Origin of the sequence: Citrobacter sp. RHBSTW-00859, from assembly GCF_013729795.1 — a bacterium.
Classification (GTDB): domain Bacteria; phylum Pseudomonadota; class Gammaproteobacteria; order Enterobacterales; family Enterobacteriaceae; genus Citrobacter; species Citrobacter braakii.
The window spans coordinates 962,721-988,864 of record NZ_CP056284.1 but is presented as its reverse complement, the minus strand read 5'-3'; the positions used below and the strand labels follow the sequence as shown (position 1 = coordinate 988,864).

Below are 26,144 nucleotides of genomic sequence, written 5' to 3'. Positions count from 1 at the left end.
GGTATATAGCATAAGACACTGCGTGGACTTTGCCAGGATATCCAGAGTATTCCGATGGTTAGCACCCCCCTTGTATCAGCGCCCTTTTTGCGCCACGATCGGTTTACTGAACTGAGGAATACCATGAACGCTTTTAACCCCGCGCAGTTTCGCGCGCAATTTCCCGCACTCAACGATGCTGGCGTCTATCTCGACAGCGCTGCTACCGCACTGAAGCCGCAGGCAGTGATTGAGGCCACCCATCAGTTTTATAGCCTGAGCGCCGGGAACGTCCATCGCAGCCAGTTTGCCGAAGCACAGCGCCTGACCGCACGCTATGAAGCCGCGCGGGAAAAAGTCGCAAGCCTGATTAATGCGCCGGATGACAAAACAATCGTCTGGACCCGCGGTACGACGGAAGCGATCAACATGGTTGCCCAAAGCTATGCGCGACCGCGCTTACAACCGGGTGATGAGATTATCGTTAGCGCAGCAGAACACCATGCCAACCTCGTGCCCTGGCTGATGGTGGCGGAGCAAACGGGGGCGAAGGTCGTCAGGCTGCCGCTTAACGCCCATTTATTGCCAGACGTTGAAAGCCTCGCGCAACTCATCACTCCACGCAGCCGCATTCTGGCGCTTGGGCAGATGTCGAACGTTACCGGCGGTTGCCCGGACCTGGCCCGCGCCATTACGCTCGCCCATACAGCAGGCATGGTGGTGATGGTGGACGGCGCCCAGGGGATTGTCCATTTCCCCGCCGACGTACAGCAATTAGACATTGATTTCTATGCGTTCTCGGGCCACAAGCTGTATGGCCCCACCGGCATTGGCGTGCTGTACGGTAAACCGGAACTGCTGGATGCCATGTCTCCCTGGCTCGGTGGCGGTAAAATGATTAGCGAAGTCAGTTTTGACGGTTTTACCACCCAGGCTGCTCCATGGAAGCTGGAGGCCGGTACGCCTAACGTTGCTGGCGTTATCGGACTAAGCGCGGCGCTCGAATGGCTGGCGGACGTTGACGTGGTGCAGGCCGAAAACTGGAGCCGGGGTCTGGCGACGCTGGCAGAAAATGCGCTGGCGAAACGCCCCGGCTTTCGCTCCTTCCGCTGCCAGGACTCCAGTCTGTTAGCCTTTGATTTCGCAGGGGTTCATCACAGCGACATGGTGACGTTGCTGGCCGAATATGGCATTGCACTGCGTGCAGGACAACACTGTGCGCAACCGCTGCTGGCAGAACTGGGCGTATCCGGGACGCTACGCGCCTCATTTGCACCTTATAATACGCAAAGTGATGTAGATGCGTTGGTCGCAGCCGTTGACCGCGCGCTGGAAATATTGGTGGATTAATGACAAGCCCTCTGTTCGCCGGACACCCGTTTGGCACAACCGTAACGGAAGAGACGTTACGCAATACCTTTACCCCGCTCACCCAGTGGGAAGATAAATATCGCCAGCTGATTCTGCTGGGTAAGCAGTTGCCAGCGCTTCCGGATTCGCTAAAGGCACAGGCCAAAGAGATCGCGGGCTGCGAAAACCGCGTTTGGCTGGGGCATACCCTTCATGAGAATGGTACTTTGCATTTCTTCGGCGACAGCGAAGGTCGCATTGTACGCGGGCTGCTGGCGGTATTACTCACGGCGGTCGAAGGTAAAACTGCAGCCGAGTTACTGGCGCATTCGCCTATGGCATTATTTGACGAGCTAGGTTTACGCGCGCAGCTCAGCGCCTCGCGTACCCAGGGGCTGCATGCTCTGAACGAGGCGATTCTTGAGGCTGCCCGACAGGTTTGATGGTTGCCGGATGGCGACGCGAACGCGCCTTATCCGGCACAACACACTCAACTCTGGCGCGACGCTTTCGCCATCATCTTCTTCAGCGCGTGTGAGACGGCAACAAAGCCAAAGGTGGCGGTCACCATAGTGGCCGCGCCAAAACCGGATGCGCAATCCATGCGCTTCGGCCCTTCCGCCGTCGCCTTCATCGCACATACCGAGCCATCTGCCTGCGGGTAAACCAGCGCTTCGGTCGAGAACACACAGTCCACGCCCAGCTTGCCTTTGCTGTTTTTCACCACGCCAAAATCGCTTTTCAGTCGCTCGCGTAGCTTGGCTGCCAGCGGATCCTGGATAGTTTTTGCCAAATCAACGACCTGTATCTGCGTCGGGTCGATCTGCCCTCCCGCACCACCGGTGGTCACCAGCGGAATTTTGTTACGCCGACACCAGGCGATCAGTGCCGCTTTTGGGCGCACGCTATCAATCGCATCAATGACATACGAATAACCCGCACTCATATACTCAGCAACATTATCCGGCGTGACAAAATCATCGACCACGTTCACCCGGCACTCCGGGTTAATCTGGCGGATACGTTCAGCCATCACTTCAGCTTTTGCCAGACCGACGTTATCGCACAGAGCATGGATCTGGCGGTTAGTATTGGTGACGCACACATCATCCATATCGATGAGCGTGATGGCGCCAATACCGGTACGCGCCAGCGCTTCCGCCGCCCACGACCCTACCCCGCCAATCCCGACCACACAAACGTGCGATTGGGCAAACAACTGCAGCGCATTTTCGCCATACAGACGCGCCGTACCGCCAAAACGCTGGCGCCAGGCATCACTGATAACCACAGACATAACACCTCAAATTCATTAATATCGAGCGCCATCCGGCTATTAACCGCTGAACACGTTACCCGTACCCGGCGCTGTTTTCAGTACCCACACGCGACCGTAGTGATTATACCACCCCGCACGGTGTCCGGCGTCAGCACCAATGCCTTGATAGATATCGAAGTGTTGCCCTTTAATAGCGCCACCCACATCTAACGCCACCATCAGACGCAGTTCGTACTGGCCGGTAAACTTGCCGTTATTGTCCAGTAACGGGACTTCCGCCAGCAATGTTGTGCCCGCAGGAATGATACTGCGGTCAGAAGCCACAGATGCGCGACCAATCAACGGTACCGCGCTGGCCCCTTTGACCGGTGCAAAAGATTGCGGTTTAAAGAAGACAAACGATGGGTTCTGCTCCAACAGCTCACGCACTTCGGCTTCGCTGTGCGTTTCACCCCAATGGCGAATAGCCTGCATCGACATATCTTCTTTTTTCACTTCGCCACGGTCGATAAGCACTTTACCGATGCTGCGATAGGCGTGGCCGTTTTTCCCGGAATAGCTAAAGAAGTTAAGCGGACTGCCATCGCCAAAATCGATGTAACCACTGCCCTGCACATCCATAATGAAGTTATCCATTAGGGAGTTGCTGTACGCCAGAATGTAGTTGTCGCTCAGCGCGCCCGCGTAAATCTCGGCACGGCTTGGTAAGCGGCCACGTTTTGGCGGCATGCGATAGATAGGATACTGAAACTCGCCCTGGCGCGTATGGCGCGCCTGAATAACCGGCGTGTAGTAACCGGTAAACTGGACGTTACCGTAGTTGTCCGCCCCTTCCATTTGCCAGGCATCAATACCAAACTGGCGCATACTGCGCGTATCACCGCCCGCACGTAACCACTGCTGGATAGCGTTGTAAACGTTGCTCTGGTTGCCGTACAAACGTGGCGAAGCGCTGCGAATTTGATTAACCTGCTCGGCGAAATCACCGGCATTGATTGGTGCGCCAACCGCATCAGGCTGGTTCACCAGTGAGAAAGGCTGGGTAAATTTCCCGTCTTTATACTGCTGCCCACGATCGGTGGGTTTTGAGGAACACGCGGCGAGCATCGCGACGACAGCTCCCGCAAGAAGATATTTTGCCCAACGTCCTTTCATTGTTCTCGTCTTATGTTGCCTGAATGCGAGACGAAGATAACAAACCCCCGAACCTAATGAAATGCGTATACATACCCGAACGCAAATTTTGAGCAAAAAACAATCCAGAATGCGTTGTTTTTGTTCATTTTCACCTTAAAAACGTGATCAAGGTGAAAAAAGGGTTGCATGAAAATGCGAGCAGAGTATAGTGCGCATCCACGGACGCGGGGTGGAGCAGCTTGGTAGCTCGTCGGGCTCATAACCCGAAGGTCGTCAGTTCAAATCTGGCCCCCGCAACCAATTAAAATTTGATGAAATAAAAGCAGTACGGTGACGCGGGGTGGAGCAGCCTGGTAGCTCGTCGGGCTCATAACCCGAAGGTCGTCGGTTCAAATCCGGCCCCCGCAACCAATCAAATTTGATAAAATATAAAGCAGTACGGTGACGCGGGGTGGAGCAGCCTGGTAGCTCGTCGGGCTCATAACCCGAAGGTCGTCGGTTCAAATCCGGCCCCCGCAACCAACATTATAAACACCCTAAAGGGTGTTTTTTTGTATCTGCGGTCCATAAAAAAAGCGCTTTTCAGCGCTTTTTTGTTATCCCCTTCTCGCCAGCGTCGCGCCATCGGCAAAGTAGGCTTTGATCCCCGCCAGAATCGACTCTGCAACTTCCTGCTGGAAGGTCGCAGTTTTGAGCTTACGCTCTTCCTCAACGTTACTGATAAATGCGGTTTCCACCAGAATAGACGGAATATCCGGCGCTTTAAGTACCGCAAACCCGGCTTGTTCAACCTGGTTCTTATGCAGATTGTTAACTTTACCGAGCTTATTCAATACCGCTTTACCAAACTTCAGGCTGTCGGCGATGGTCAGCGATTGCACCATGTCGAACATGGTATGGTCGACGTAGCGATCGCCGCTCTTGCTGACGCCGCCAATCAAATCCGAGGCGTTCTGAGTTTGCGCCAGATATTTCGCGGCGGTGCTGGTCGCCCCTTTAGTCGAGAGCGCAAATACCGACGAACCTCTGGGCTGTCGACTGGTAAATGCATCAGCGTGAATAGAGACAAACAGGTCTGCACGCTGCTTCTGCGCTTTCGCCACGCGGACTTTAAGCGGAATGAAGATATCTTCATTTCGCGTCATAAAGACCTTCATGTTGCCCTCTTTCTCTATGAGGGCTCGCAGGCGTCGGGCAATCTGCAGCACCACATCTTTTTCACGCGTCTTGTATTTCCCCACCGCACCGGAGTCCTCTCCGCCATGTCCTGGGTCGAGCATAATGACAATGGGACGATCGCGCCCCGCTTTACCCGGCTGCGGGCCACTTTGCGCAGGCGGCACCTGTTTGTCCAGATCGCCCTTGTTGTATTCTTCCAGCAACGCCAGCAGCGGATCCTGAACATCCTGGGCATTCGCGGGATAGAGATCCATCACCAGACGTTCTTTAAAGCCGGCCACCGGAGCCAGCGCAAAAAGTTGCGGCTTCACATTCTGTTTCAGCTCGAACACCATCCGCACGGTCTGTGGGTCAAACTGCCCGACGCGCGCCGATTTAATATACGGATCGTCAGGACGGATCTGCGCCCCCATGCCCTTGAGCACCGAGTTCAAATTAACGCCTTCAATATCCACAACCACACGCTCAGGATTACTCAGGGCAAACTGTTTGTATTTCAGCAGACGGTTAGATTCTACCGTGACGCGGGTGTAGCTGGACGCTGGCCAGACACGTACGGCAACGACCTGACTCATGGCAGCCAGACCAACCTGGCTGACGCTCAAAAGCCACATAGCACCCGCACCTTTCAGTAAACGGCGGCGACTGATTGCTGAATTGGATCCCGACATGCTTCTCCCGAGCAAAAAGAAATCTTTATTGAGGTAATACGTAAAACGTCTGAATTGACCGGAAACTTTAGCGAATGACGCATAATCTGTCATCTATAAAAGGGTAAACATTCTTTTTATATTCACGGCATTACTGAGAAAAATCTTCGGCATGGGTAAAAATTACGCTTGCGCACAGCGCCAAAACAGAATAAAAATACACAAATTACGAATAATCATGCAATGAGGGTGTGCCGTGGTGAAGGAGCGTAGAACCGAACTGGTACAGGGATTCCGCCATTCTGTTCCCTATATCAATACCCATCGGGGAAAGACGTTTGTCATTATGCTGGGCGGCGAAGCCATCGAGCATGAAAACTTTTCCAGTATCGTCAATGACATTGGCCTTCTTCATAGTCTCGGCATCCGCCTTGTCGTGGTCTATGGCGCACGACCGCAGATTGATGCCAATCTTGCGGCACATCATCATGAACCGGTGTACCACAAGAATACGCGCGTTACCGACGCTAAAACCCTGGAGCTGGTCAAACAGGCGGCAGGGTTACTTCAGCTTGATATTACCGCCCGTCTGTCAATGAGCCTGAATAATACGCCATTGCAGGGGGCGCACATCAATGTGGTCAGCGGTAATTTTATTATCTCCCAGCCGCTGGGCGTTGATGACGGCGTGGATTACTGCCATAGCGGACGTATTCGTCGTATTGATGAAGATGCCATTCACCGCCAGTTAGACAGTGGCGCGATTGTGCTGATGGGCCCGGTCGCCGTTTCCGTCACCGGTGAGAGCTTTAACCTGACTTCAGAAGAGGTCGCCACGCAGTTGGCTATCAAACTGAAGGCAGAGAAAATGATCGGCTTTTGCTCCTCTCAGGGCGTCACCAACGATGATGGCGATATTATTTCCGAGCTGTTTCCTAACGAAGCCCAGGCGCGCGTTGAGTTGCAGGAAGAGAAAGGCGATTACAGCTCCGGCACAGTGCGCTTCCTGCGTGGGGCAGTGAAAGCCTGTCGCAGTGGGGTACGGCGCTGCCATCTGATCAGCTATCAGGAAGATGGCGCATTGCTGCAGGAACTGTTCTCCCGTGACGGGATCGGTACGCAGATCGTAATGGAAAGCGCCGAGCAGATCCGCCGCGCTACCATTAACGATATCGGCGGGATTCTGGAGCTGATCCGCCCGCTGGAGCAGCAAGGCATTCTGGTACGTCGCTCCCGCGAACAACTGGAAATGGAGATCGACAAATTCACGATTATTCAGCGCGATAACCTGACCATCGCCTGCGCCGCTCTGTACCCTTTCCCGGAGGAGAGAATTGGCGAAATGGCGTGCGTGGCGGTGCATCCGGACTACCGTAGCTCATCGCGCGGGGAAGTATTGCTGGAGCGGATCGCCGCGCAGGCCCGGCAAATGGGACTGAGCAAACTGTTCGTGCTGACCACGCGCAGCATTCACTGGTTCCAGGAACGTGGTTTCACGCCGGTGGATATCGACCTGCTGCCGGAAAGCAAGAAAGAGATGTACAACTATCAGCGGCGGTCAAAGGTGCTGATGGCGGATTTGGGGTAGTAGTCGTTGCCGGATGCGGTATAAATGCCTTATCCGGCAACGAATTTTATTGATTAAACAACGCCGACAATCCGCTGCGACGTTCGGTGCGGGTGGCAATGGCGTTACTTAATATCCGCTCATCGGCATACAGTGACAGACGCCGGCGCGCGCGGGTGACGGCGGTATAGACCAGCTCGCGGGTAACCACGGGTGAATGCTGGCTGGGTAAAATCAACGCCGCATGGTCAAACTCAGATCCCTGCGATTTGTGCACGGTCATCGCCCAAGTGGTTTCATGTTCAGGTAAGCGACTGGGCTGGACTGATTTGATAGAACCGTCCGGCAGCGCAAACCACACCCTCAGGCCCTGTCCACGATCGAGGGCAATGCCGATATCACCGTTAAATAATCCCAGCGAACTGTCATTGCGCGCGATCATCACCGGCCTTCCCTCATACCAGCGGCTATGCGTCGAACGATGAATTTTACGTTTTTGCGCCATCACCTGCTCAAGGCGTTCATTCAAACCACCCACGCCAAACGGACCTTCACGCAGGGCGCACAACAGCTGATACTCATTGAAGGCCTGAATGACAGCATCCGGCTCAGCGCCCTCGCGCAGTAAATCCAGATAGTGCCCATAACCCGCCAGCGCCTCATCCAACATCGCGGCGTAATCTTCGCTGCTATGTAGCGTGCGTTTTTCAATGTCGCTAAACCCCTGCTGGAAGACCGTTTTGAGCGCGGCTTTGTCACCACGATTAATCGCAGCAGCCAACTGACCGATTCCGGAATCGCTACCGAAACGGTAACTCTTTTGCAGCAGACACAAACTGTCGCGCAAAGCGGCGGCCTGAGTTCCCAAACCTGCCGGAATAGCGCTTCCGGTCAGACGACTGAGCTGGCGGGCGCGTTCCGGGGTAAACCCGTCACCGACGAAAGCACAGATATCCCCCAGCACCGCCCCCGCTTCGACGGAAGCGAGCTGGTCACGATCGCCAAGAAAAATCACCCGCCCGTGCGGCGGCAGCGCATCGATAAGGCGCGACATCATCGGCAAATCAATCATCGAGGCTTCATCCACCACCAGCACATCCAGATGCAGCGGGTTTCCCGCATGATGGCGCAGGCGCTGACTGCCTGGCTGAGCGCCTAATAATCGATGCAACGTACTGGCGTCATCGGGAATGCGTTTCTTTTGCTCTTCGGTTAACGGCAGTTCTCGTAGCGCTGCGCCCAGCGAGGCAGTCAGGCGCGCTGCCGCCTTTCCAGTAGGAGCCGCCAGGCGAATACGGCAGCGTTCCCCCTCCGCCATCTGAATCAACGCCGCCAAAAGCCTCACAACTGTTGTCGTTTTTCCGGTCCCCGGCCCGCCGGAGATCACCGATATACGACGGGTCAACGCCACCGCAGCGGCCACTTTTTGCCAGTTAACACCTTCCGCTGGTGGAAACAACGCCGCAAGCGTGTGGGTAAGCCGTTGTTCATCCACCTCAATGGCGTGGTTAACTTCACTGAAAAAGCGAGCCACCGCCCGTTCGTTATGCCACATCCGGTTCAGATACAAGCGATCGCCGTGCAGCACCAGCGGCGTGGGTTGCTCACCACGGCTTACCGCCCCGGAGGCCAGCAGACATTCCGTCCAGTCTTCTGGCTCCCCCACTTCAGCGAGCCAGGCGCTTAAAAGGGGATGGGCATCCTCGCTCAGGGATAACCGCGAAAGTGGTAAGCAGACGTGCCCTTCTCCTGCTTCACGACTGAGCAACGCCGCCGCCAGCGCAACGGCAGGGTTGTCATTTCCGGCAACCGCCAGCGCAAACTGGGCATCCAGAGGCCGGAGCTGTTTTTGCTCCACAGCTTCCAGTAATCGTTTCTGGATTGTCATGACATCTCCTCCAGTGGCGCACCGACAAACATCTCGTCCATCAAGGCGATTAACTCCCCGTCAGGTCGGGTCGCGTAAATTCCCTGTTGCGGATTTTCACTGTCAATGCCACGCAAGAAGAGATAGATAACACCGCCAAAATGGCGTTCATAATCGTAATCAGCAATGCGATGGCGCAAGTAGCGATGCAGCGCCAGGGTATAAAGTTGATACTGCAGGTCGTAGCGATGCGCCTGCATGGCAGAGGCCATCGCCTGCTGCGTATACGCTGAGCTGTCTTCCCCCAGCCAGTTCGATTTGTAATCGAGAAGGTAATAACGCCCCTGGTGGCGGAAAACCAGGTCAATAAATCCTTTCAGCATGCCGCGTACCTGCATAAATTCCAACGCAGGGCACCCCGCGGAGAGCGGATCGTATTGGCGAATTAACGCATCAAGTTGGCTGGCCATCAGCGGCTGCGAAATCGGCAGGTAAAACTCCATCTCCACCTGTTTTTCACCCGCGGAAAGATGGCTCAAACTCACGCCCGTCTCGTTGAGAGGCGCCTGCAAAATGGCATCCAGCCATTCGGTCAAAACCGGCGTCCAGTGCGCGTCATAACCGCCCAACGCCAGTTTTTCCTCGACCCAACTCGGATCTACCGGTTGAGTAAAGTCGAGATCTTCAAACAGGCTATGCAAGAATGTACCTGGCGAAGCGCCGCGCGGGAACTGATGCGGTGTAAGCCCTGACTCTTCAATAACCTCACCAACGCCTGCGGCATCAATATCCAGTCGCGGGATCAGATCCTGCGCGATTCCATGCCCACGCTGCTGCAGACCGGAATAACTGGTCACGCGCCAGCTATCGCCGGGCGTACGCTGCAGTATTTTCGCACTCAGTTCGCAGCTAACAGCCTGCGCAACTTGCCAGCGTTCACCGTCAGGCTGCGCAGGCGTCTGGCAGGCAATATCGTCGCTACACAGCGCTTCAATCGCACTACGCAGACCCGCGGCATCCATCGGCTCACCTTTTTGCAACAGGCGACCAAGGGCGCTGTGATGTACATCGGTATCCCCTTTTTTATCGCCCCGACGTCGCACCAACGGCGCCACGCCAAGGCTGCAGTGCCATACCGAACGGGTTAGCGCGACATAGAGCAAACGCAGGTCTTCCGCCAGACGTTCCGCTTCAGCCAGCTCAACGCTCTCCTCGGCATCGCTGAGATCCAGCACGGCTTCAAAAGAGCTGCGATCGTGGTAGAAAGCCTGATCCTGGACGCGGAAATTCGTGATAAACGGCAGCCAGACCAGCGGATACTCCAGCCCTTTAGATTTATGGATAGTGACGATTTTGACCAGATGCTTGTCGCTTTCCAGCCTGAGCTGCTGGCTGGACGCGTTGCTGTCGGGTTCAAGAATATGCTGGGACAGCCAGCGCACCAGCGCATGCTCGCTTTCCAGCTGCGAGCCCGCTTCCTGCAACAGTTCGCTGATATGTAAAATATCGGTCAGGCGGCGTTCGCCCCCCGCCGTCGCCAGCAGGTTTTCCGCAATCTGGCGGGTTGTCATCAGCGCGCGCAGCATCGGCATCACGCCGCGTTTATGCCAGATCTGACGATAGCCATCAAACTCTTCGACCACCGCATCCCAGGCATTTTCGTCGTTATTTAAGGCTTCAAGATCCTGCGCATTCAGCCCCATCATTGAGGTCGCCAGCGCGCTACGCAGCGTGTTCTCACGCTCCGGCGTCATCACCGCCTGCAGCACCCACAGCAACTCCCGCGCTTCCAGCGTTTCAAATACGCTGTCACGGTTGGAAAGGTAGACGGAGGGAATTGCCAGCTGCGTCAGCGCATCACGGACCAGTGCCGCCTCCTGGCGGCTACGAACCAGTACGCTGATGTCCGACGCGCGTACCGGACTGGATGTTTTACCACTGACCAGTTGCGCAGCGCCAGACTGCCCGGCCTTAAGCCAGTCGCGAATTTGCGTGGCGCACACCTGGGCCATGTAGTTCTGATAATCGCCTACGCCGCAGCTTTCCCCTTCCATCAGCCACATGCTCATGGCTGGCTGTGTCTCACCGTGTAAAACAAACCGAAACGACTGGTTTTTTTCTGCAAATTTTACCGGGCTAAAGGGGATTTCGCGGAACATAAAGGCGTCATCCATCTGGCTGAAAAGCGTATTTACGCTATTGACCATGCCGGGGGCCGAACGCCAGTTGGTATCGAGCGTATAGTGTGCGCTGACCTCGCTGCGCGCCTTCATATAGGTGAAGATATCCGCGCCGCGAAACGCGTAAATCGCCTGTTTTGGGTCGCCAATCAGCAGCAGTGCGGTATCCGGCTGATGCTGCCAGATCCGGCGAAAAATACGGTACTGCTGCGGATCGGTATCCTGAAATTCATCGATCATCGCGACCGGAAAACGGGTACGGATAGCCGTCGCCAGCGCATCGCCGCTTTCACTGCGCAACGCCGCATCCAGACGGCTGAGCATATCGTCAAAGCCTAGCTCACCGCGGCGTCGTTTCTCCTCGGCAACCGCTGAACGGATCTCCGCCAGCGCCCGGGTGAACACCAGATCGCGGAGAGATAACGGTTCGCTAAGCAGTTCATCAATAGCGACAAACAGCGGGTGCTGAGGAGTTATTCCGCCCGCTTTAGTGCGCTCTTCCAGAAAACGCTGAGAGAATTTCTCCAGCGCGTCAGGAAGCTGATAACTTTGGGTTTCTTCTTGCGCCCATGCACCGATCTTTTCGATCCACTTGCCCTGGTTACCACGATTAAATTTACGCCGGTCGATCCCGGAGGCTTCCAGCAGGCCATCCAGCTCATCAACGGAATCACGCCATTGCTGCTTGATCTGGTTAATGCGCGTGAGAATTTGTTCGTGCCGGGAAGCCAGCGTTTCGTCATCAGACGGCGGAGCCTTGATGACCGGCGCTTCCCCCTGCAGATAGCGATCGATGTCTCTCAGCAGAGCCTGCGGTCCTTTCCACGTTTCAAAAATCACCTGCGCAATGTCGCGGGGTAGCGGATAGCAGTGCCGACGCCAGAAGTCCGCACAGGCCTGATAGCGCAGCAGCGATTCATCTTCTATCAGTTGCTGTTCGAACAGCATGCCTGATTCAAAGGCGTTGAGACTGAGCATACGCTGACAAAAGCCGTGGATGGTAAACACAGCCGCTTCATCCATCTGTCTTTCAGCCAATAGCAGCCACTGAGCGGCCTGTTTTTTATCGGCGATTTCATCTAACAAACGGGCATATAGCGGGTTGTCGGTCGTTTCACGCAGGCAGGCAATTCGCAGTTCATGAATGTTGCTACGAATTCGACCACGCAACTCTTCGGTGGCCGCCTCGGTGAAGGTGACCACGAGCAGTTCTTCAACGGTCAGAGGACGAGGAAAGGCGGCAGAGCCGCCCAGTCCAAGCAGTAAACGTAAATACAGGGCGGCGATGGTAAAGGTTTTACCGGTGCCCGCAGAGGCTTCAATCAGGCGCTCGCCCGTCAGGGGCAAGCGCAGTGGATCAAGGGACTCAGCGGCATCATTCATTCTTATCACTCATCAGGGGTAAGGTTTGCTGCAACGCGCTGACGGTCTGCCACACTTTCCAGCCTTCCGGGTGCACATATTCTGCTTTCCCGTTCTGACTGCCGGAAACCTGTGACAGTATCGCCATGCCTTGCGGCTCAACCACCGCCTGATGGAAGAAGTCGGCAAGTTTTTGCGGCGTCAGCAGTTTAATCTGAGCCACTATTTTATCACGTGAATCGAAGCGCATATTGCCGCGATCAAAATCTTTGCTTAACTGTGAGGCTTCTTCCCCCAGCGTTTGCGGCGCCTGCAGCATTTGCGCAATAATCGCCTGCTGAATTTGCGCAAACTCTTCAGGTTTCATCGCCCGCAGCTTCGCTTCCGCCGTCGGGAAGAACGCTTTATAACGCTCCCAAAGATAAGACGGCTGCTTATCATTGCTTTGCAGCAGGAACCCCATTCCCCACTGACGGCCGATACTCATCGGGAAAGCAAATACAGCGTAGCCTAACTGCTCTTCAGTACGCAGTTGATTGTAGAACCACGGCTGAACAATCTGCCCTAACATGGCGCTGTAGGCTGAACTGGCGTATTCATCGTATCCGGTTGGCACAAATACCGCCGCCAGCGCGGAGTCCGTGCTACTGCCTGCTTTTTCAAAGATGACGGACTGCTTCTTGTCCACAACCACATCTTTATTGCGACACCACTGTGACCCGTTAGCGCCAAGCTGTTGTTGGATATCCCGCGCCATGGTCGTCGCCTGAGCGGCGCTCATATTACCAATTACCAGGAATTCAGGCCGCGCACCGGTTTTTAAGGCGTCGCGGTACGCCATCACCTCTTTCAGGGTGATAGAAGGCAGTAGTTTACGGCGCTCATCGCGTGAGAAGTACGGCACCTGAGAAAGCATTTGCACAGGCATAATTGCCTGATCGTAGGCTTTACCCTTCTCTGCAGAATCCATCATCTGGGCATACCAGGATTTCGCCTGTTCCAGCTGTTCATCCGTTGAGGTGTAGCTGAAATAGCCGCTCAGCAGAGCCTGAAAAAGCTGCGGCAGACGTTGGGTGTAGCCGTTGGCGTTAAGCATCAACCCATTGTTAGCGTTGGTAGAGAAACCAATTCCACCTACCGACGCCTGGTTGCTTAACTGATCGAGCGCAATCCCCGCCAGGTAATCGTTAAGTGCGAATAATACCTGGTTGCGAGCGCTGTCCATGGCCTTCGGGTTACGCAGGATCACGCTGACGTCAGCCTTCGGCTCACTGGCAAAATACTGGCTCGGCGCATACACCACGCGTAGATCCGGCTCATCAACGATCAGTTCCGGGTGAGCGTATTTTTTATCCGTTTTAATCAGCGTGAAATCATCCGGAATGTAGGGGTTCAACTCCGGTAACGACAGCGCAATGCCCTGCGCTTTTTGCTGCCAGTCGGCAAAGGTTTTGTCGCTGATTTTATCCACCTGGTAAGGCGCATCGACAAAATAAGCGGTTTTATTATGCGGTTCTTTCGCACTGATATACCAGATACGCGCATTCTGTGGCGTCATCATTGCCAGGCGTTGCTCAACGGCTTTCACATCGTACTGGTCGGCAATATTCACCGCATCCAGCGTATGTTCGACAGGAACGCGGATCATGGTATCAGCCAGCCATTCCACGTAGTCCATATCACGGGTGATGGAGGGATAACGGAAATCGAGATCCAGTACGTGCGCCAGTTCGTCAAAATAGCGTTTATCGACGCCTTTATCGCGTAACAGATTGAGATAACTGAATATTGCCGCAACAACTTCATCGCGGTTCGCCAGCCCTTTGTCGGTTAACGTCGCGGAAATGGCTAACACGCCGCTGTTCCCATTGACCACCGGATCGGAATCCGCACGAATACCTTCAACCAGTCCCTGCTTTTGCAGCCAGTCAGACAACGTGCCAGGGCTACGATTACCAATCAGATAGGTCACCAGCTCATCGGTTTTACTGCGGAACTGCGCGCTGTTGTTATCGATACGAAACTCGACGCGCAGTACTTTACGCGGCATTGCCGGAACATAGTGGATGATGACGCCCTTTTGCGCGTCGGTGACTACCGGTACGGTAATTTCAGGCTTTGCGATATTTCTGTTCGGTACGCGTCCAAAGGTGTCAGCAGCTATCCGCGCCAGCTCTGGCAGGGGCTTATTGCTATAAATCACCGCCTTCATCAGGTTCGCGGAGTAGTACTTTTCATGAAATTTTTGTAATGCCTGCACCACCGGGTTTCCCGGTTTATCGCTTAATGTCTCGAGATTTCCGCCGGAGAAACGCGAGCCAGGGTGCGCCGGGTTGATGGTCTCAGCACTCACCTGCGCCATACGCATCCCGTCTCGGGTGCGCGCCAGCGTCAGCTCGGAGTTAACCGCGTTACGCTCACGATCGGCATATTTTTTATCCAGCAACGGATCGGCAATAGCGTCTGCCAGGCGATCCACCGCCCCCACCAACGCGTCGTTTTCGACTTCAAGATAGAAGGCCGTACGGTAAGGCGCGGTGCTGGCATTGTGGCTGCCGCCGTGCATTTTCAGGAATTCAGCCAGACTGTCCGGCTGCGGGTATTTTTTCGAGCCCATCAGACACATGTGTTCGAGATAATGCGCCAGCCCCTGATGCTCGTCCGGATCTTCCAGCGAGCCCACGGGAACCACCAGTGCAGAAAGGGATTTCACGGCCTGAGGATCGGATACCAGCAACACGACCATGCCGTTATCAAGGCGCACGGCCTGATACTGGCGGGTGTCTTTATCGCTTTTACGGATGGTTTCAGCTAAAGGCTGCCAACCGGTATCTGCCTGACTTACGGGAACCCAAAGGGCGACGAACAACAGTAATGCGCTGAACCAGGTGCTGCGGGGCATTCACAAACCTCATCATTAACGTATTCACCTGTTCACAGCAAAGCACGCATAAATACGTGGTCTGAACAGGGCAAGACTATGTGCTGAACGAGCCAGCATCCTCTCTTTGTAAGAATCAGTCCGTGACAGAATGCGCATCATAGTGGAAGCCATCGAACTGCGCAATTTTTATACAATCATCATGACTAATTAAAGCGAAAAATCGGTAACAGGTAGCGCTGAGACTGTAAAACAATGGTCTCCAGCGTAGCCGCATCCAGCTGACGCCAAAGGCGCTGATACCAGATATCATCACCTTCACCCCGTACCATCATGTTACCTTCATAGGCCTGCAGAAACTTACTGCGCGCTTTTTGCAACGTTGCATCGTCATCTAACATGGCATCATTTACGGCGTCATAACAGGTTTTTATCCAGGCGCCGCCGCTTTCGGGCAATACCAGCAATGGTGACGACATGCCTTCCCGATACCCCTCAACGAGCTGCGACAGGTACAGCAGCGCCTGCTCTGCATCCAGTGGCGGAAAACGCCATTCCCCGTCTTTACGCAGGAACAACCGGCTCTCTCCCGTACCGCCACTGGCACAATAGACAAGATGTTCCAGCCAAAGTTGCACACCCTGCGCAATGCTTATCAAAGATGGGCGCCAGCGCAACAAACCGTCCTCTTGCACCTGTGGCAGCCAACCGGTGATTTGCACGCCGTTACAGTTAAGATCGATTTCCATACTCTGGCAGGGCTGACGACAGGCGATAATGCGTTCAGCCAGCGACTGCATCTCCTGACGCTGCGTATCCCACAGAATTTCGCCAAATGGCCCATAGGGAAGCGTGCCCGCCGCACGAAAACGGCGAAACAGTTGTTCAGCATCCTTCTCTTCAACCAGCGTGTTAAGCAATTGCTGATTAAGCTGATAGCGGGTTAATCCTTCAAGAGTGAACGGTTCCGTTTCCGGGATCTCACTTTCTTCAGAGCGGAAGTTGACCCTCAGCCGCATCTGGAAAAAAGCCCTTACCGGATGAGCCCAAAATCGCTGCAGCGTTTCCAGCGTCAGCGTTTCAGGCATCTCAAAGGGAAGCGTCTGGACAAAATCCGTGTGCGCTTTTCCTGACAGGCTCGCCGCAGGCAGCCATTCCCGGGCATAGCTTTGCTGTTCGCCCGGCAGATAGTTTTGTGCATCAAAGGGCATACGGGTATGCAAACGGGTAATGTGTGCTTTTACCCGGGCCTCGCTTTGATCGCAGGTCAATGATTCATCGCCCGGCAGATAGTGGCTTTGCCCGATGTAGTCCATCAGTTCCTGCACCAGTACCGACGGGAAGCGCTCGCTGTTGTCCTGAATGGAGCGGCCAATGTAGCTGATGTAGAGCGTTTGCTGTGCTGAAATCAATGCTTCAAGAAACAGGTAGCGGTCATCATCGCGACGGCTGCGATCGCCCCTCATCGGTTTTTGACTCATCAAATCAAAGCCCAACGGCGCAAGCTGACGCGGATAAACGCCATCGTTCATACCCAGCAGGCACACCACCTTGAAAGGAATAGAGCGCATCGGCATCAGCGTACAAATGTTAACTGGCCCCGCCAGGAAGCGCTGGCTAATGCGCTCCTGGTCAAGACGCTGGGCCAGCTCATCACGCAATAGAGAAAGCGGTATGGCATCACCATACTCAGCCCCCAGACCTTCAGTGATAATGGCCTGCCACTGCTGTTCAATCAGCGTCATCGCCGCTTCGGTATCTGCATCCGGCAGGAAGAAATCATTAAGCATGTCCCGACAAACGGGCAGCCACTCTTCCAGCGGGCGCTCCTGCGCTAACCCTCTACGCCAGAGATTGAGCTGCATCAGCAACGAGGCCAGATGCCCTACCAGCTCGGCAATCAAACCGTTGGACTCATCGTATGGCAATACCGATTGCCACTCGCCCTGCGCGCTTTCCATCGCGTAGCCGAGCAGCATGCGCGTTAAACCAAATTGCCAGGTATGCTGACCTGTAGGCGGAAGTTCCAGTTCACGCACGTTATCGTCGTCAATTCCCCAGCGAATCCCGGATTCATTGACCCATAACCGAAGATAGCGCAGCCCTTCTTCATCGATATTGAAACGCGCCGCCAGCACGGGCACATCCAGTAATGCCAGCACATCCTCTGAGACAAAACGGCTATCCGGCAGCGACAGCAGGCTAATAAAGGCCTGTAAGACAGGATGAGACTGGCGCGCCCGACGGTCGGAAATCGCATAAGGTAAGTAACGCTCAGCTGGCGCGCTGCCAAAGACCGACTGAATAAATGGGCTGTAGCTGTCGATATCCGCCACCATCACAATAATATCGCGCGGCGTCAGCGTGGGATCCGCTTCCAGCATTGCCAGCAGGCGGTCATGAAGAATTTCTACCTCGCGCTGTGGGCTATGACAAACATGGAAAGTCACGCTGGTGTCGTTTAGTTCAAGTCGTCGTTTATTGTCGCTACGCGAATACTCTTCAAGCGTAACGCCCGCCACGGCATGACTTTCAAGTTCCAGAATATCCGATTGAATATTATGCAAAAGATTGTCAGGCGTAATATCGACAAACGCATCCAGCTCCTGACTATTTTCCAGTTCTGAAATCAAATAAATGTAATCGCGCCCCAGTTTGCCCCACGAGGCCAGCATCGGGTTGCCCACATCCTGTTCACCATCGCTGTTAAACAATCCTTCGGCTTTCTGACTATCGCGAAACAGCGGCAGATGGCGTTCTTCAAAGCTGTGCCGACGCTGACGCGCCATCAGCTTCGCCAGCCAGGCGGGATCTTTTATATCTCCCCAGTAGTAGCGACAAGGGTTGGTAAACAGCAGATGAATATCAATGTGCTTGCCCAGCGCCTGCAATGCCTGCAAATAAACCGGCGGCAGCGCTGAAATGCCGCAAATAAAGACGCGAGAAGGCAGTCCCTGCGGGCACTCGGACGCACTTTCCAGAGTCTGAATAAATCGTTGGTATAAATTGGCGCGATGCCAGCGCGGCTGGCCCAATTCCTCGGTGTGTTCCACCAGCGCTTTCCACAACGGCGCCTGCCAGGCCTGAGATTCGCCGAGTCCCTCAACCAGTCGCCCGGCTTCCCACTGGGTCAACCACTCAGGTCGATAGACTAAATACTGGTCGAAGAGGTCAGCAGCGCGCGAGGAAAGCTGAAACAGCTTACGTTTATCGGTGTCGTCCGTCAGATAGTGGCGCAGCAATGCGAAGTCATCGCCATCCAGCAATTGCGGCAACAGCGTCATCAACTTCCAGCTCATGCTCTGTTTGCTGAACGCGCTCTCTTTCGGGATATCCGGCAGCACGCGCACAAACATATCCCAGATAAAACTCGCGGGCAGCGGAAAATCGATGTTGGCGGCAATACTAAACTTCTGTGCAAGGGTCATTTGTAGCCACTGCGCCATACCGGTACTTTGAACCAGGATCATCTCAGGTTCAAAGGGGTCGTCCAGCCGCTCGCGCTCAACGATAAATTCCATTAACGCTTCCAGCACATCCAGACGATTGGAGTGGTAGACCCTTAACATAGCGACTCCTGACTACTGACGATTCGGGCAATGCAGACGCGTCATCTGACCTTGCCTGCCCAAGGGTGAAGAAATTTTAACGTTGATGCTGACACATCCCGCGCTCGTTGTCTGCATTCGGTTAACCTGCCAGTTCAAAGGCGATGAAAACTGATACATCTGGGTTTGCTGCCAGGCGTGACGCCAGAGTTGCTGATACTGGTTTCTGATGATAAAGCTGTTCATCAGCGCCCGCTGGTATCCTGACAGCGCGGTCACAATCATGATCATCAGCACCATTGCCAGTATCACTTCCGGCAGGCTAAAGCCACGCTGTCTGTTCAGGGGATCTGACATAGTGCCTGCTCCTTTAGCGGACAAAAATCGCTCCAGCCATGCACCGAATATTCGATATTGTCATCAATAATCGCCCCCTGCCGCCATAACGATACCCCTTCATAATGGACTATTAGCAGCACGAAATTATTAGTAAGCAGTCGCAGGCAAACCGCGGCAACCTGCGTGGTATAACGCCGACACTGTACGGCGAGTTGTAAGCGCCAGGGCTGCATACGCCCCCATTCCATCGCGGATTGCACCACCGCCTGGCGCTGCAGAGCCTGACTTTGCGTGACCACTCGCGAAGCAAAACGGGACTCCTGCCTGCTAACGCCTTGCAGCAGAAGGCTACCGAGCACCAGCAGTAACAGGACCATCGCTAAAGATGAAACGCCCCGCTCACGGTTCACAGGTTGAATCCTGTCACGCTGTAGACTGCTTCAATAACCTTTTGTGGTTCGGCATTGTTCACTCCGCGCAAACGCAGCGTAAGGAGCGGGGAATATCCGCTGATATTCAGACGTTCGACCTGAAATGCCTCAATCTGTATCGTGGCTGGATCGGTCATTTTCTCCCACCCTTTTCCATTGCAGTCCGTTACTCCCCGCAGGGTCTCCAGTACCTTGTCCTGTAAACGAAATCCAATCGTATCGGCCTCTTTCGCGGGACTGCTCTCCCAAATGCCGTTGCTATTGGCATCCCAGCGCGCAATGACACAGTCGCCCTTAGCCGATATCTCCAGCCCTTCTCCGACACAGTTTCCGCGGCAGTACCCTGCCCGCTGAAGATGCTTCGCCACGGTGTATACCCGCTGCCATATTTCATCTTCAAGCGCTAACTGGCGCGTGTTGCGCAGGATCTCTCGCTGCAGCGCGGGTAAAAATCGCGCTGAGCTAAGCAATAAAACGCTGCTAATCGCCATAGCAATCAGCACCTCCAGGAGTGAAAAGCCCCGTTCATTTACTGACATAACCTGGCCTCATCTTTCTCGCAAAGCCTGATTCGCCCCCAGCCAGACACCACCACGCGCCATTCCCCTGTCGTATTTTTCAGGCGAATATGTCCAGCCCATGCCGTATTGCGCAGACCCAAAAAGGCCAGTGAAGGCGTTATCTCTGCCATTTCGACATCGTCCCAGGGCGGTGTAAAAACCAAGGGCGAAACGGGTAGACACGTGGTTTGCACAGCAGCAGAGCTGACAAAACACCAGGATGTGCCATCCCGAATCACGCTGATGACGTGATCGCGGTTACGCCAGTTAGCATCTTCACGCAGTTGCAGCAGGTAATCTCGCACCTGAATGGCGGTTTGCCATAGCCGCTGTTGCTGTTGCCAGCGCTGCCAACCATACAGCCCCGAGGCGCCAAGCGCCGCGACGATCAGCATCGCAATCAGGGTTTCGAGAAGCGTGTAGCCGTGTTGTTTTTTCATGTCGCCAGTATGGCGTGAGGAAAATGAATAACGAGCGGGAAATTCGGTTTCTACGGCGAGCTACGAGGAATATTTGTCGCGTTGCAGGTCGTTGCAATATTTCAGGAACCCACGCCGAAGAACGCGATTTGAGACAAAAAAACCGACGCACACGGGCGTCGGTTGTGACAGCATGAAGCCGGTTAGATAGCCACTGGCGCTTTAATACCAGGATGCGGATCGTAGCCTTCAATTTCGAAATCTTCGAAGCGATAGTCAAAGATAGATTCAGGCTTACGTTTGATGACCAGCTTCGGCAGCGCGCGCGGTTCGCGGCTAAGCTGCAGATGCGTTTGATCCATATGGTTGCTGTACAGGTGCGTGTCGCCGCCGGTCCAGACAAAATCACCCACTTCCAGATCACACTGCTGCGCCATCATGTGTACCAGTAAGGCGTAGCTGGCAATGTTAAACGGCAAACCGAGGAACACATCGCACGAACGCTGATACAGCTGGCAGGAGAGCTTGCCATCCGCCACGTAAAACTGGAAGAACGCGTGGCACGGCGCCAGCGCCATTTTATCCAGCTCACCGACGTTCCATGCAGAAACGATAATTCGGCGAGAGTCCGGGTCATTTTTGAGCTGGTTTAACACCGTGGTGATCTGGTCAATATGGCGACCGTCTGGCGTAGGCCACGCACGCCACTGTTTGCCATAAACCGGGCCCAGATTACCGTTTTCATCCGCCCATTCGTCCCAGATTGAGACGTTGTTTTCATGCAGGTAGGCAACGTTGGTGTCGCCCTGCAAAAACCACAGCAGTTCATGAATGATCGAGCGTAAATGACAGCGTTTAGTCGTAACCAGCGGGAACCCTTCCTGCAGATTAAAACGCATCTGATGACCAAAAATGGAAAGTGTTCCGGTTCCGGTACGGTCGTTTTTCTGTGTGCCTTCATCCAGCACTTTTTGCATCAGTTCTAAATACTGTTTCATGGTTCCTCAGGAAACGTGTTGCTGTGGGCTGCGGCGGTACGCCCAAACCATCATAATAATGCCTGCGACAATCATCGGGATTGAGAGGATCTGTCCCATGCTGATGTACTGTACCCAGGTGCCGGTAAACTGCGCATCCGGCTGGCGGAAGAATTCAACGATAATACGAAACGCGCCATAACCAATCAGGAACAGACCGGATACCGAACCCATCGGGCGCGGTTTACGAATGTACAGATTAAGAATGATAAACAGCACAACGCCTTCCAGCGCCATCTCATAAAGCTGTGAGGCATGGCGCGGCAGCGAGCCGTAGGTATCAAAAATAGACTGCCATTGCGGGTTAGTTTGCAGCAGTAAAATGTCTTCGGTACGGGAGCCCGGGAACAGCATGGTGTACTTGAAGTTCGGATCAACGCGTCCCCACAGCTCACCGTTGATAAAGTTGCCCAAACGCCCTGCGCCCAGACCAAACGGAATCAGCGGGGCAATGAAATCAGAAACCTGGAAGAACGAACGCTTGGTGCGTTTGGCGAAGATAATCATCACCAGGATCACACCAATAAGCCCACCGTGGAAGGACATCCCGCCGTCCCAAACGCGGAACAGATACAGCGGGTTATCGAGGAATAACGGGAAGTTATAGAACAGTACGTAACCAATACGCCCTCCAAGGAAAACCCCGAGGAAGCCCGCATACAGTAGATTTTCTACTTCATTTTTGGTCCAGCCACTGCCCGGACGATTAGCACGGCGCGTCGCCAGCCACATCGCAAAAATAAACCCCACCAAATACATTAAGCCGTACCAGTGAAGCGCGACGGGTCCGATTGAAAAAATGACCGGATCGAAATCCGGAAAATGCAGATAGCTACTGGTCATCTGTCACCACAAGTTCTTGTTATTTCGCTGAAGTCAGACAGCAATTGATAAGCGCGCCTGCATAATGCAGGCGCTCCAAAGGTGCGAATGATAGCACATGGGGATCGCAGCGGATGCCTATTACAGTTAAAAGATATGTATACCTACTGTTACCAGCCCTCGATTCACAATCCCCCGCGAATCAGTCCCCCCATGCCACGGCGTTCCATAAAAGCCGCCACCTGATGGCGTACTTCTGTCGCCATCTGCGCTTCCAGGCTGCGTTGCGCCAGCGTTTGCGCCTCATCAAAATCGATATGGCGCAGCAGATATTTAACGCGAGCCACGGAACGACCGTTCATCGACAAATGGCGAAAACCCAGGCCGATCAGAATGGCCACGCACATCGGGTCGCCCGCCATTTCACCGCACAATCGCAAATCGATACCGCTTCTTTCGGCTTCCTGCGCAATCATCGCCAGCACACGTAACATGCCCGGATGCAGGCTGTCATAAATGCTGGCCACCCGTGTATTGTTACGATCGACAGCCAGAATGTACTGAGTGAGATCGTTGGTTCCGACCGAGATAAAGTCTATCCGGTTTATCAGATGCGGCAGCATAAACACCATCGACGGGACTTCCAGCATGATGCCAATGCGCGGTTTTGGGATCGCGTAGCCGATCATCTCTTCCACTTCGCGTCCGGCGCGTTCAATCAAACGTCGCGCTTCGTCCACTTCATCAATGCTGGTGACCATCGGCAGCAAAATGCTCAGGTTGCCGGTTGCCGCGTTGGCACGCAGCATGGCCCGAACCTGGATCAAAAAGATCTCCGGCTGATCGAGCGTTATGCGGATCCCACGCCAGCCAAGGCACGGGTTCTCTTCACTGATCGGCATGTAGGGCAGTTGTTTATCGGCGCCGACATCCAGCGTACGCAGAGTCACCGGCTTGTCGTTAAACATTTGCAGCATGCCCTGATACTGCGCAACCTGTTCTTCTTCCGAAGGAAAACCGCTTTGCAGCATGAACGGGATTTCGGTGCGATACAGGCCAATGCCGTCGATCCGGCTCCCCAGCTTCTCTTCATGCTCCGGGCTGAGGCCCGCATTGAGCATCACCTTCACGCGCTCGCCGCTTTTCAACTGTGCAGGCTGGTTGACGTCATCTTCCGCCAGGCGGCTCAGCTCAATTTCTTCACTGATAAGACGCTGGTATTCCTGGATCAATACCGGCTCTGGATCGACCAGCAGTTCACCGCGATAACCGTCCACTACCAGCGTACGGCGATGTAACACCGATGGCTGGATATCGGCCCTCATGACGGTAGGGATACCCAGCGCACGAACCATAATAGCCGCATGAGAGTTGGCCGCGCCGTCCCGGACAACCACACCGACTAAGCGGTCCTGAGGAAGTTCCGCCAGCGTGGTGGCGGAAAGCTCATCCGCCACCAGCACAAAACGTTCCGGCCAGGTATTCGGCCCCTGGATCGAGTCGTCAAGATGGAACAGCAGACGCTGGCCCAGCGCGCGTAAATCTCCGGCCCTCTCTTTGAGGTAGTTATCACTCAGCGCGGCAAACTGTTCGGCAAACTTTTCAATGATCGTTTTAACGGCCCACTCGGCCACCGAACCGTTATCCACTTCCGCAAACAGCTCACGGCGCAGACGAGTATCGGAAAGCAAGTGTGAGTAGAGATCAAAAATCGCCGCCGTTTCTTTTTGCGCCCCAGCGGTAAAGCGTTTGCTGTAGCGGCGGAATTCATTCGCCGCCTCTTCCAGCGCACCGGTGAGTCGCTCGCGCTCAAGCACCGGATCCAGCGTTGAAGCCTGATAGACCTGCTCCATCAGCGGCAGCGTCGCATCCTGCCAGCCTTCGGCTATTGCCACGCCAGGGGCGGCGGGCAATGCGCGGATGCGCGTTTGCCGGTATTGGCCGAACAGCGCGTTAAGCTGCGACTGCGAAAGAATCGCCGCCATTTGCGTAGCGAGCGTGACGAGGAAAGACTCTTCACTTTCATCGTACTGGCGCAATTCGCGCTGCTGGACCACCAGCACACCTAACAGCTGACGGCGCTGAATAATCGGTACGCCTAAGAACGCACGAAAGCGCTCTTCTTTTACCGAAGGGATGTATTTAAAGCTGGGATGTTTTTGCGCATCGGCGAGGTTGATAGGTTCCGCCAGCCTGCCAACCAGGCCAACGATACCTTCATCAAACGCGAGTGCGACAGTACGACCACGCGGTTTCTTCAGTCCCCGGGTCGCCATGAGGTAATAACAACGTCGATCGTGATCGGCCAAGTAAACCGAACAGACCTCTGTATCCATCGCAAGACAGATGTCGGTAACCAGAATATTCAGCGCTTCATTCAGACGCGGAGCACTGGCCACCTTTTCGACTATTTCGCGCAGGCGGGTGAGCATAATTTGCGTAGCTTAACCTCTTTTACGTCTGTACGCAGGTGCGCTTTGCGGCTTAGGAGTGCTCTCCTGAAGCGCCATGACAACACTTGCGAATTCTTTCATCACCCTGCGATAGACATCGCGTTTAAATGACACCACCTGTCGAACCGGATACCAGTAACTCACCCAGCGCCAGCCGTCGAACTCAGGTGTACTGCTGGTTTGCATATTGATTTCAGCATCGCTGCTGACCAATTGCAGAAGAAACCATTTTTGTTTCTGGCCGATACAAACCGGCTTCGTGTCCCAACGCACCAAACGTTTCGGTAACTTGTAACGCAACCAGTTACGAGTAGAAGCAAGGATCCGTACATCTTTACGACTAAGACCCACTTCTTCAAAGAGTTCCCGGTACATCGCCTGCTCTGCTGTCTCTCCTGCATTTATCCCACCTTGCGGGAATTGCCAGGAGTGCTGACCAAATCGCCGGGCCCACATGACCTGCCCCTGGCGGTTACAAATTACTATCCCTACATTCGGGCGGTAGCCATCGTCATCAATCACCGGACTACCTCAATATAAACCTTATATACAAACGATTGTTTCACACTCCAGAGAGGCGGTAAACCACTCTGTTAAGGGCGCGATACTCTAATAACAATTGAATAACTCACAGCTAAGGGCGGAGTTATAAACAGAAGAAGGGCAAGCAAGGCGATTTTATTCACCTTTTCTGTGGATATAGTTGTGAAGAAGTACGGAATTACTATGGGAAAACCCAGAACAGTCCGAATAAGACATTCGTCACATATCAAAAATAGTCTTCTATATTCATAAAGTTAAAACCGTTCAGCGCAAATAAACCCATAGAAACGTGACGTATATCACGCACACGATCTTCAGGCTGATGAAAGATCGACCAGCGTTGGTTTTATCCACAGATTATGCCAATAAGTTAGGCACAATTTGTGTGAAAATTCGATTTTCGTCGCACGTCAAGGCTGTAAATTGAAACAGTAGTGGGGGTTTTTCACAGTTATCCCATCTTTCTGTGGATAACATGGTGTAAGATCCTGTTCATTGTCAGTGACCAGAATTGGAAAACCCGCTTCGCTGTTGCGCAACTCTGCGTATGTGAATCTAAAA

18 protein-coding genes and 3 tRNA genes are annotated in these 26,144 nt (G+C 54.2%); 6 read left to right on the top strand and 15 right to left on the bottom strand.

The window, feature by feature from the left end:
* Window positions 1-123: 123 nt before the first annotated feature.
* Window positions 124-1,329: a cysteine desulfurase CsdA gene (csdA, locus tag HV302_RS04965; protein WP_181626990.1), complete on the top strand. Its 1,206-nt coding sequence runs from the start codon at window positions 124-126 to the stop codon at window positions 1,327-1,329.
* On the top strand, window positions 1,329-1,772 hold the full coding sequence (csdE, locus tag HV302_RS04960) for a cysteine desulfurase sulfur acceptor subunit CsdE (RefSeq protein WP_016154263.1): 444 nt from the start codon (window positions 1,329-1,331) through the stop codon (window positions 1,770-1,772). Before csdA ends, csdE begins: the two co-directional genes overlap by 1 nt.
* Before the next feature lie 47 nt (window positions 1,773-1,819).
* On the opposite strand, the gene tcdA is transcribed toward csdE, so the two are convergent.
* Entirely contained in the window at window positions 1,820-2,626 is an 807-nt protein-coding gene (tcdA, locus tag HV302_RS04955; protein ID WP_181626989.1) for a tRNA cyclic N6-threonylcarbamoyladenosine(37) synthase TcdA, read from the bottom strand.
* Window positions 2,627-2,665: 39 nt separating this feature from the next.
* On the bottom strand, window positions 2,666-3,763 hold the full coding sequence (mltA, locus tag HV302_RS04950; protein WP_019077597.1) for a murein transglycosylase A: 1,098 nt from the start codon (window positions 3,761-3,763) through the stop codon (window positions 2,666-2,668).
* 205 nt (window positions 3,764-3,968) lie between these two features.
* Here mltA and HV302_RS04945 point away from each other — a divergent pair.
* The 3 genes from HV302_RS04945 (at window position 3,969) to HV302_RS04935 (ending at window position 4,267) form a co-directional block, all read left to right on the top strand.
* Window positions 3,969-4,045 (top strand) — tRNA-Met (locus HV302_RS04945).
* Between the two features lie 34 nt (window positions 4,046-4,079).
* Window positions 4,080-4,156, top strand: a tRNA-Met gene (locus HV302_RS04940).
* Window positions 4,157-4,190: 34 nt separating this feature from the next.
* Window positions 4,191-4,267 (top strand) — tRNA-Met (locus tag HV302_RS04935).
* Window positions 4,268-4,341: 74 nt separating this feature from the next.
* On the opposite strand, the gene amiC is transcribed toward HV302_RS04935, so the two are convergent.
* The gene (gene amiC / locus HV302_RS04930; RefSeq protein ID WP_016154266.1) at window positions 4,342-5,595 is read right to left on the bottom strand and encodes an N-acetylmuramoyl-L-alanine amidase AmiC; all 1,254 of its coding nucleotides are present in this window, start codon (window positions 5,593-5,595) and stop codon (window positions 4,342-4,344) included.
* Between the two features lie 235 nt (window positions 5,596-5,830).
* Between amiC and argA the strand changes: the two genes are divergently transcribed.
* Window positions 5,831-7,162 carry an amino-acid N-acetyltransferase gene (gene argA, locus HV302_RS04925; protein WP_008785703.1) on the top strand — a complete coding sequence of 444 codons (1,332 nt, stop codon included), beginning with the start codon at window positions 5,831-5,833 and terminating at the stop codon, window positions 7,160-7,162.
* 46 nt (window positions 7,163-7,208) lie between these two features.
* Here the strand turns inward: argA and recD are convergent, their stop codons facing one another.
* The 12 genes from recD to rppH all read right to left on the bottom strand — a co-directional run bounded on the left by recD (window position 7,209) and on the right by rppH (window position 25,562).
* Complete coding sequence (gene recD, locus HV302_RS04920; protein WP_181626988.1) at window positions 7,209-9,029, bottom strand: exodeoxyribonuclease V subunit alpha; 1,821 nt, start codon at window positions 9,027-9,029, stop codon at window positions 7,209-7,211.
* Window positions 9,026-12,571 carry an exodeoxyribonuclease V subunit beta gene (gene recB / locus HV302_RS04915; protein WP_181626987.1) on the bottom strand — a complete coding sequence of 1,182 codons (3,546 nt, stop codon included), beginning with the start codon at window positions 12,569-12,571 and terminating at the stop codon, window positions 9,026-9,028. The genes recD and recB overlap by 4 nt, the downstream gene beginning before the upstream one ends.
* Window positions 12,564-15,452 carry a pitrilysin gene (gene ptrA, locus HV302_RS04910; protein ID WP_016157372.1) on the bottom strand — a complete coding sequence of 963 codons (2,889 nt, stop codon included), beginning with the start codon at window positions 15,450-15,452 and terminating at the stop codon, window positions 12,564-12,566. Before ptrA ends, recB begins: the two co-directional genes overlap by 8 nt.
* A 185-nt stretch (window positions 15,453-15,637) precedes the next feature.
* The gene (recC, locus tag HV302_RS04905) at window positions 15,638-19,000 is read right to left on the bottom strand and encodes an exodeoxyribonuclease V subunit gamma (RefSeq protein WP_181626986.1); all 3,363 of its coding nucleotides are present in this window, start codon (window positions 18,998-19,000) and stop codon (window positions 15,638-15,640) included.
* Window positions 19,001-19,012: 12 nt separating this feature from the next.
* Entirely contained in the window at window positions 19,013-19,336 is a 324-nt protein-coding gene (locus HV302_RS04900; protein WP_181626985.1) for a prepilin-type N-terminal cleavage/methylation domain-containing protein, read from the bottom strand.
* A complete protein-coding gene (locus HV302_RS04895; protein ID WP_181626984.1) occupies window positions 19,321-19,728 on the bottom strand; it encodes a DUF2509 family protein in 408 nt (135 codons plus the stop codon). Before HV302_RS04895 ends, HV302_RS04900 begins: the two co-directional genes overlap by 16 nt.
* Complete coding sequence (locus tag HV302_RS04890) at window positions 19,725-20,288, bottom strand: prepilin peptidase-dependent protein (protein WP_016154273.1); 564 nt, start codon at window positions 20,286-20,288, stop codon at window positions 19,725-19,727. Before HV302_RS04890 ends, HV302_RS04895 begins: the two co-directional genes overlap by 4 nt.
* Window positions 20,279-20,749 carry a prepilin peptidase-dependent protein gene (locus HV302_RS04885; RefSeq protein WP_181626983.1) on the bottom strand — a complete coding sequence of 157 codons (471 nt, stop codon included), beginning with the start codon at window positions 20,747-20,749 and terminating at the stop codon, window positions 20,279-20,281. Before HV302_RS04885 ends, HV302_RS04890 begins: the two co-directional genes overlap by 10 nt.
* Window positions 20,750-20,931: 182 nt before the next feature.
* A complete protein-coding gene (thyA, locus tag HV302_RS04880; RefSeq protein WP_003033990.1) occupies window positions 20,932-21,726 on the bottom strand; it encodes a thymidylate synthase in 795 nt (264 codons plus the stop codon).
* Window positions 21,727-21,732: 6 nt separating this feature from the next.
* Window positions 21,733-22,608, bottom strand: a complete 876-nt coding sequence (gene lgt, locus HV302_RS04875) for a prolipoprotein diacylglyceryl transferase (protein ID WP_016157378.1) — start codon at window positions 22,606-22,608, stop codon at window positions 21,733-21,735.
* Window positions 22,609-22,772: 164 nt separating this feature from the next.
* On the bottom strand, window positions 22,773-25,019 hold the full coding sequence (ptsP, locus tag HV302_RS04870) for a phosphoenolpyruvate--protein phosphotransferase (RefSeq protein ID WP_181626982.1): 2,247 nt from the start codon (window positions 25,017-25,019) through the stop codon (window positions 22,773-22,775).
* A 12-nt stretch (window positions 25,020-25,031) separates the two neighbouring features.
* Window positions 25,032-25,562, bottom strand: coding sequence for an RNA pyrophosphohydrolase (gene rppH, locus HV302_RS04865; RefSeq protein WP_003825602.1), 531 nt, complete (start codon window positions 25,560-25,562; stop codon window positions 25,032-25,034).
* Between the last annotated feature and the right edge of the window lie 582 nt (window positions 25,563-26,144).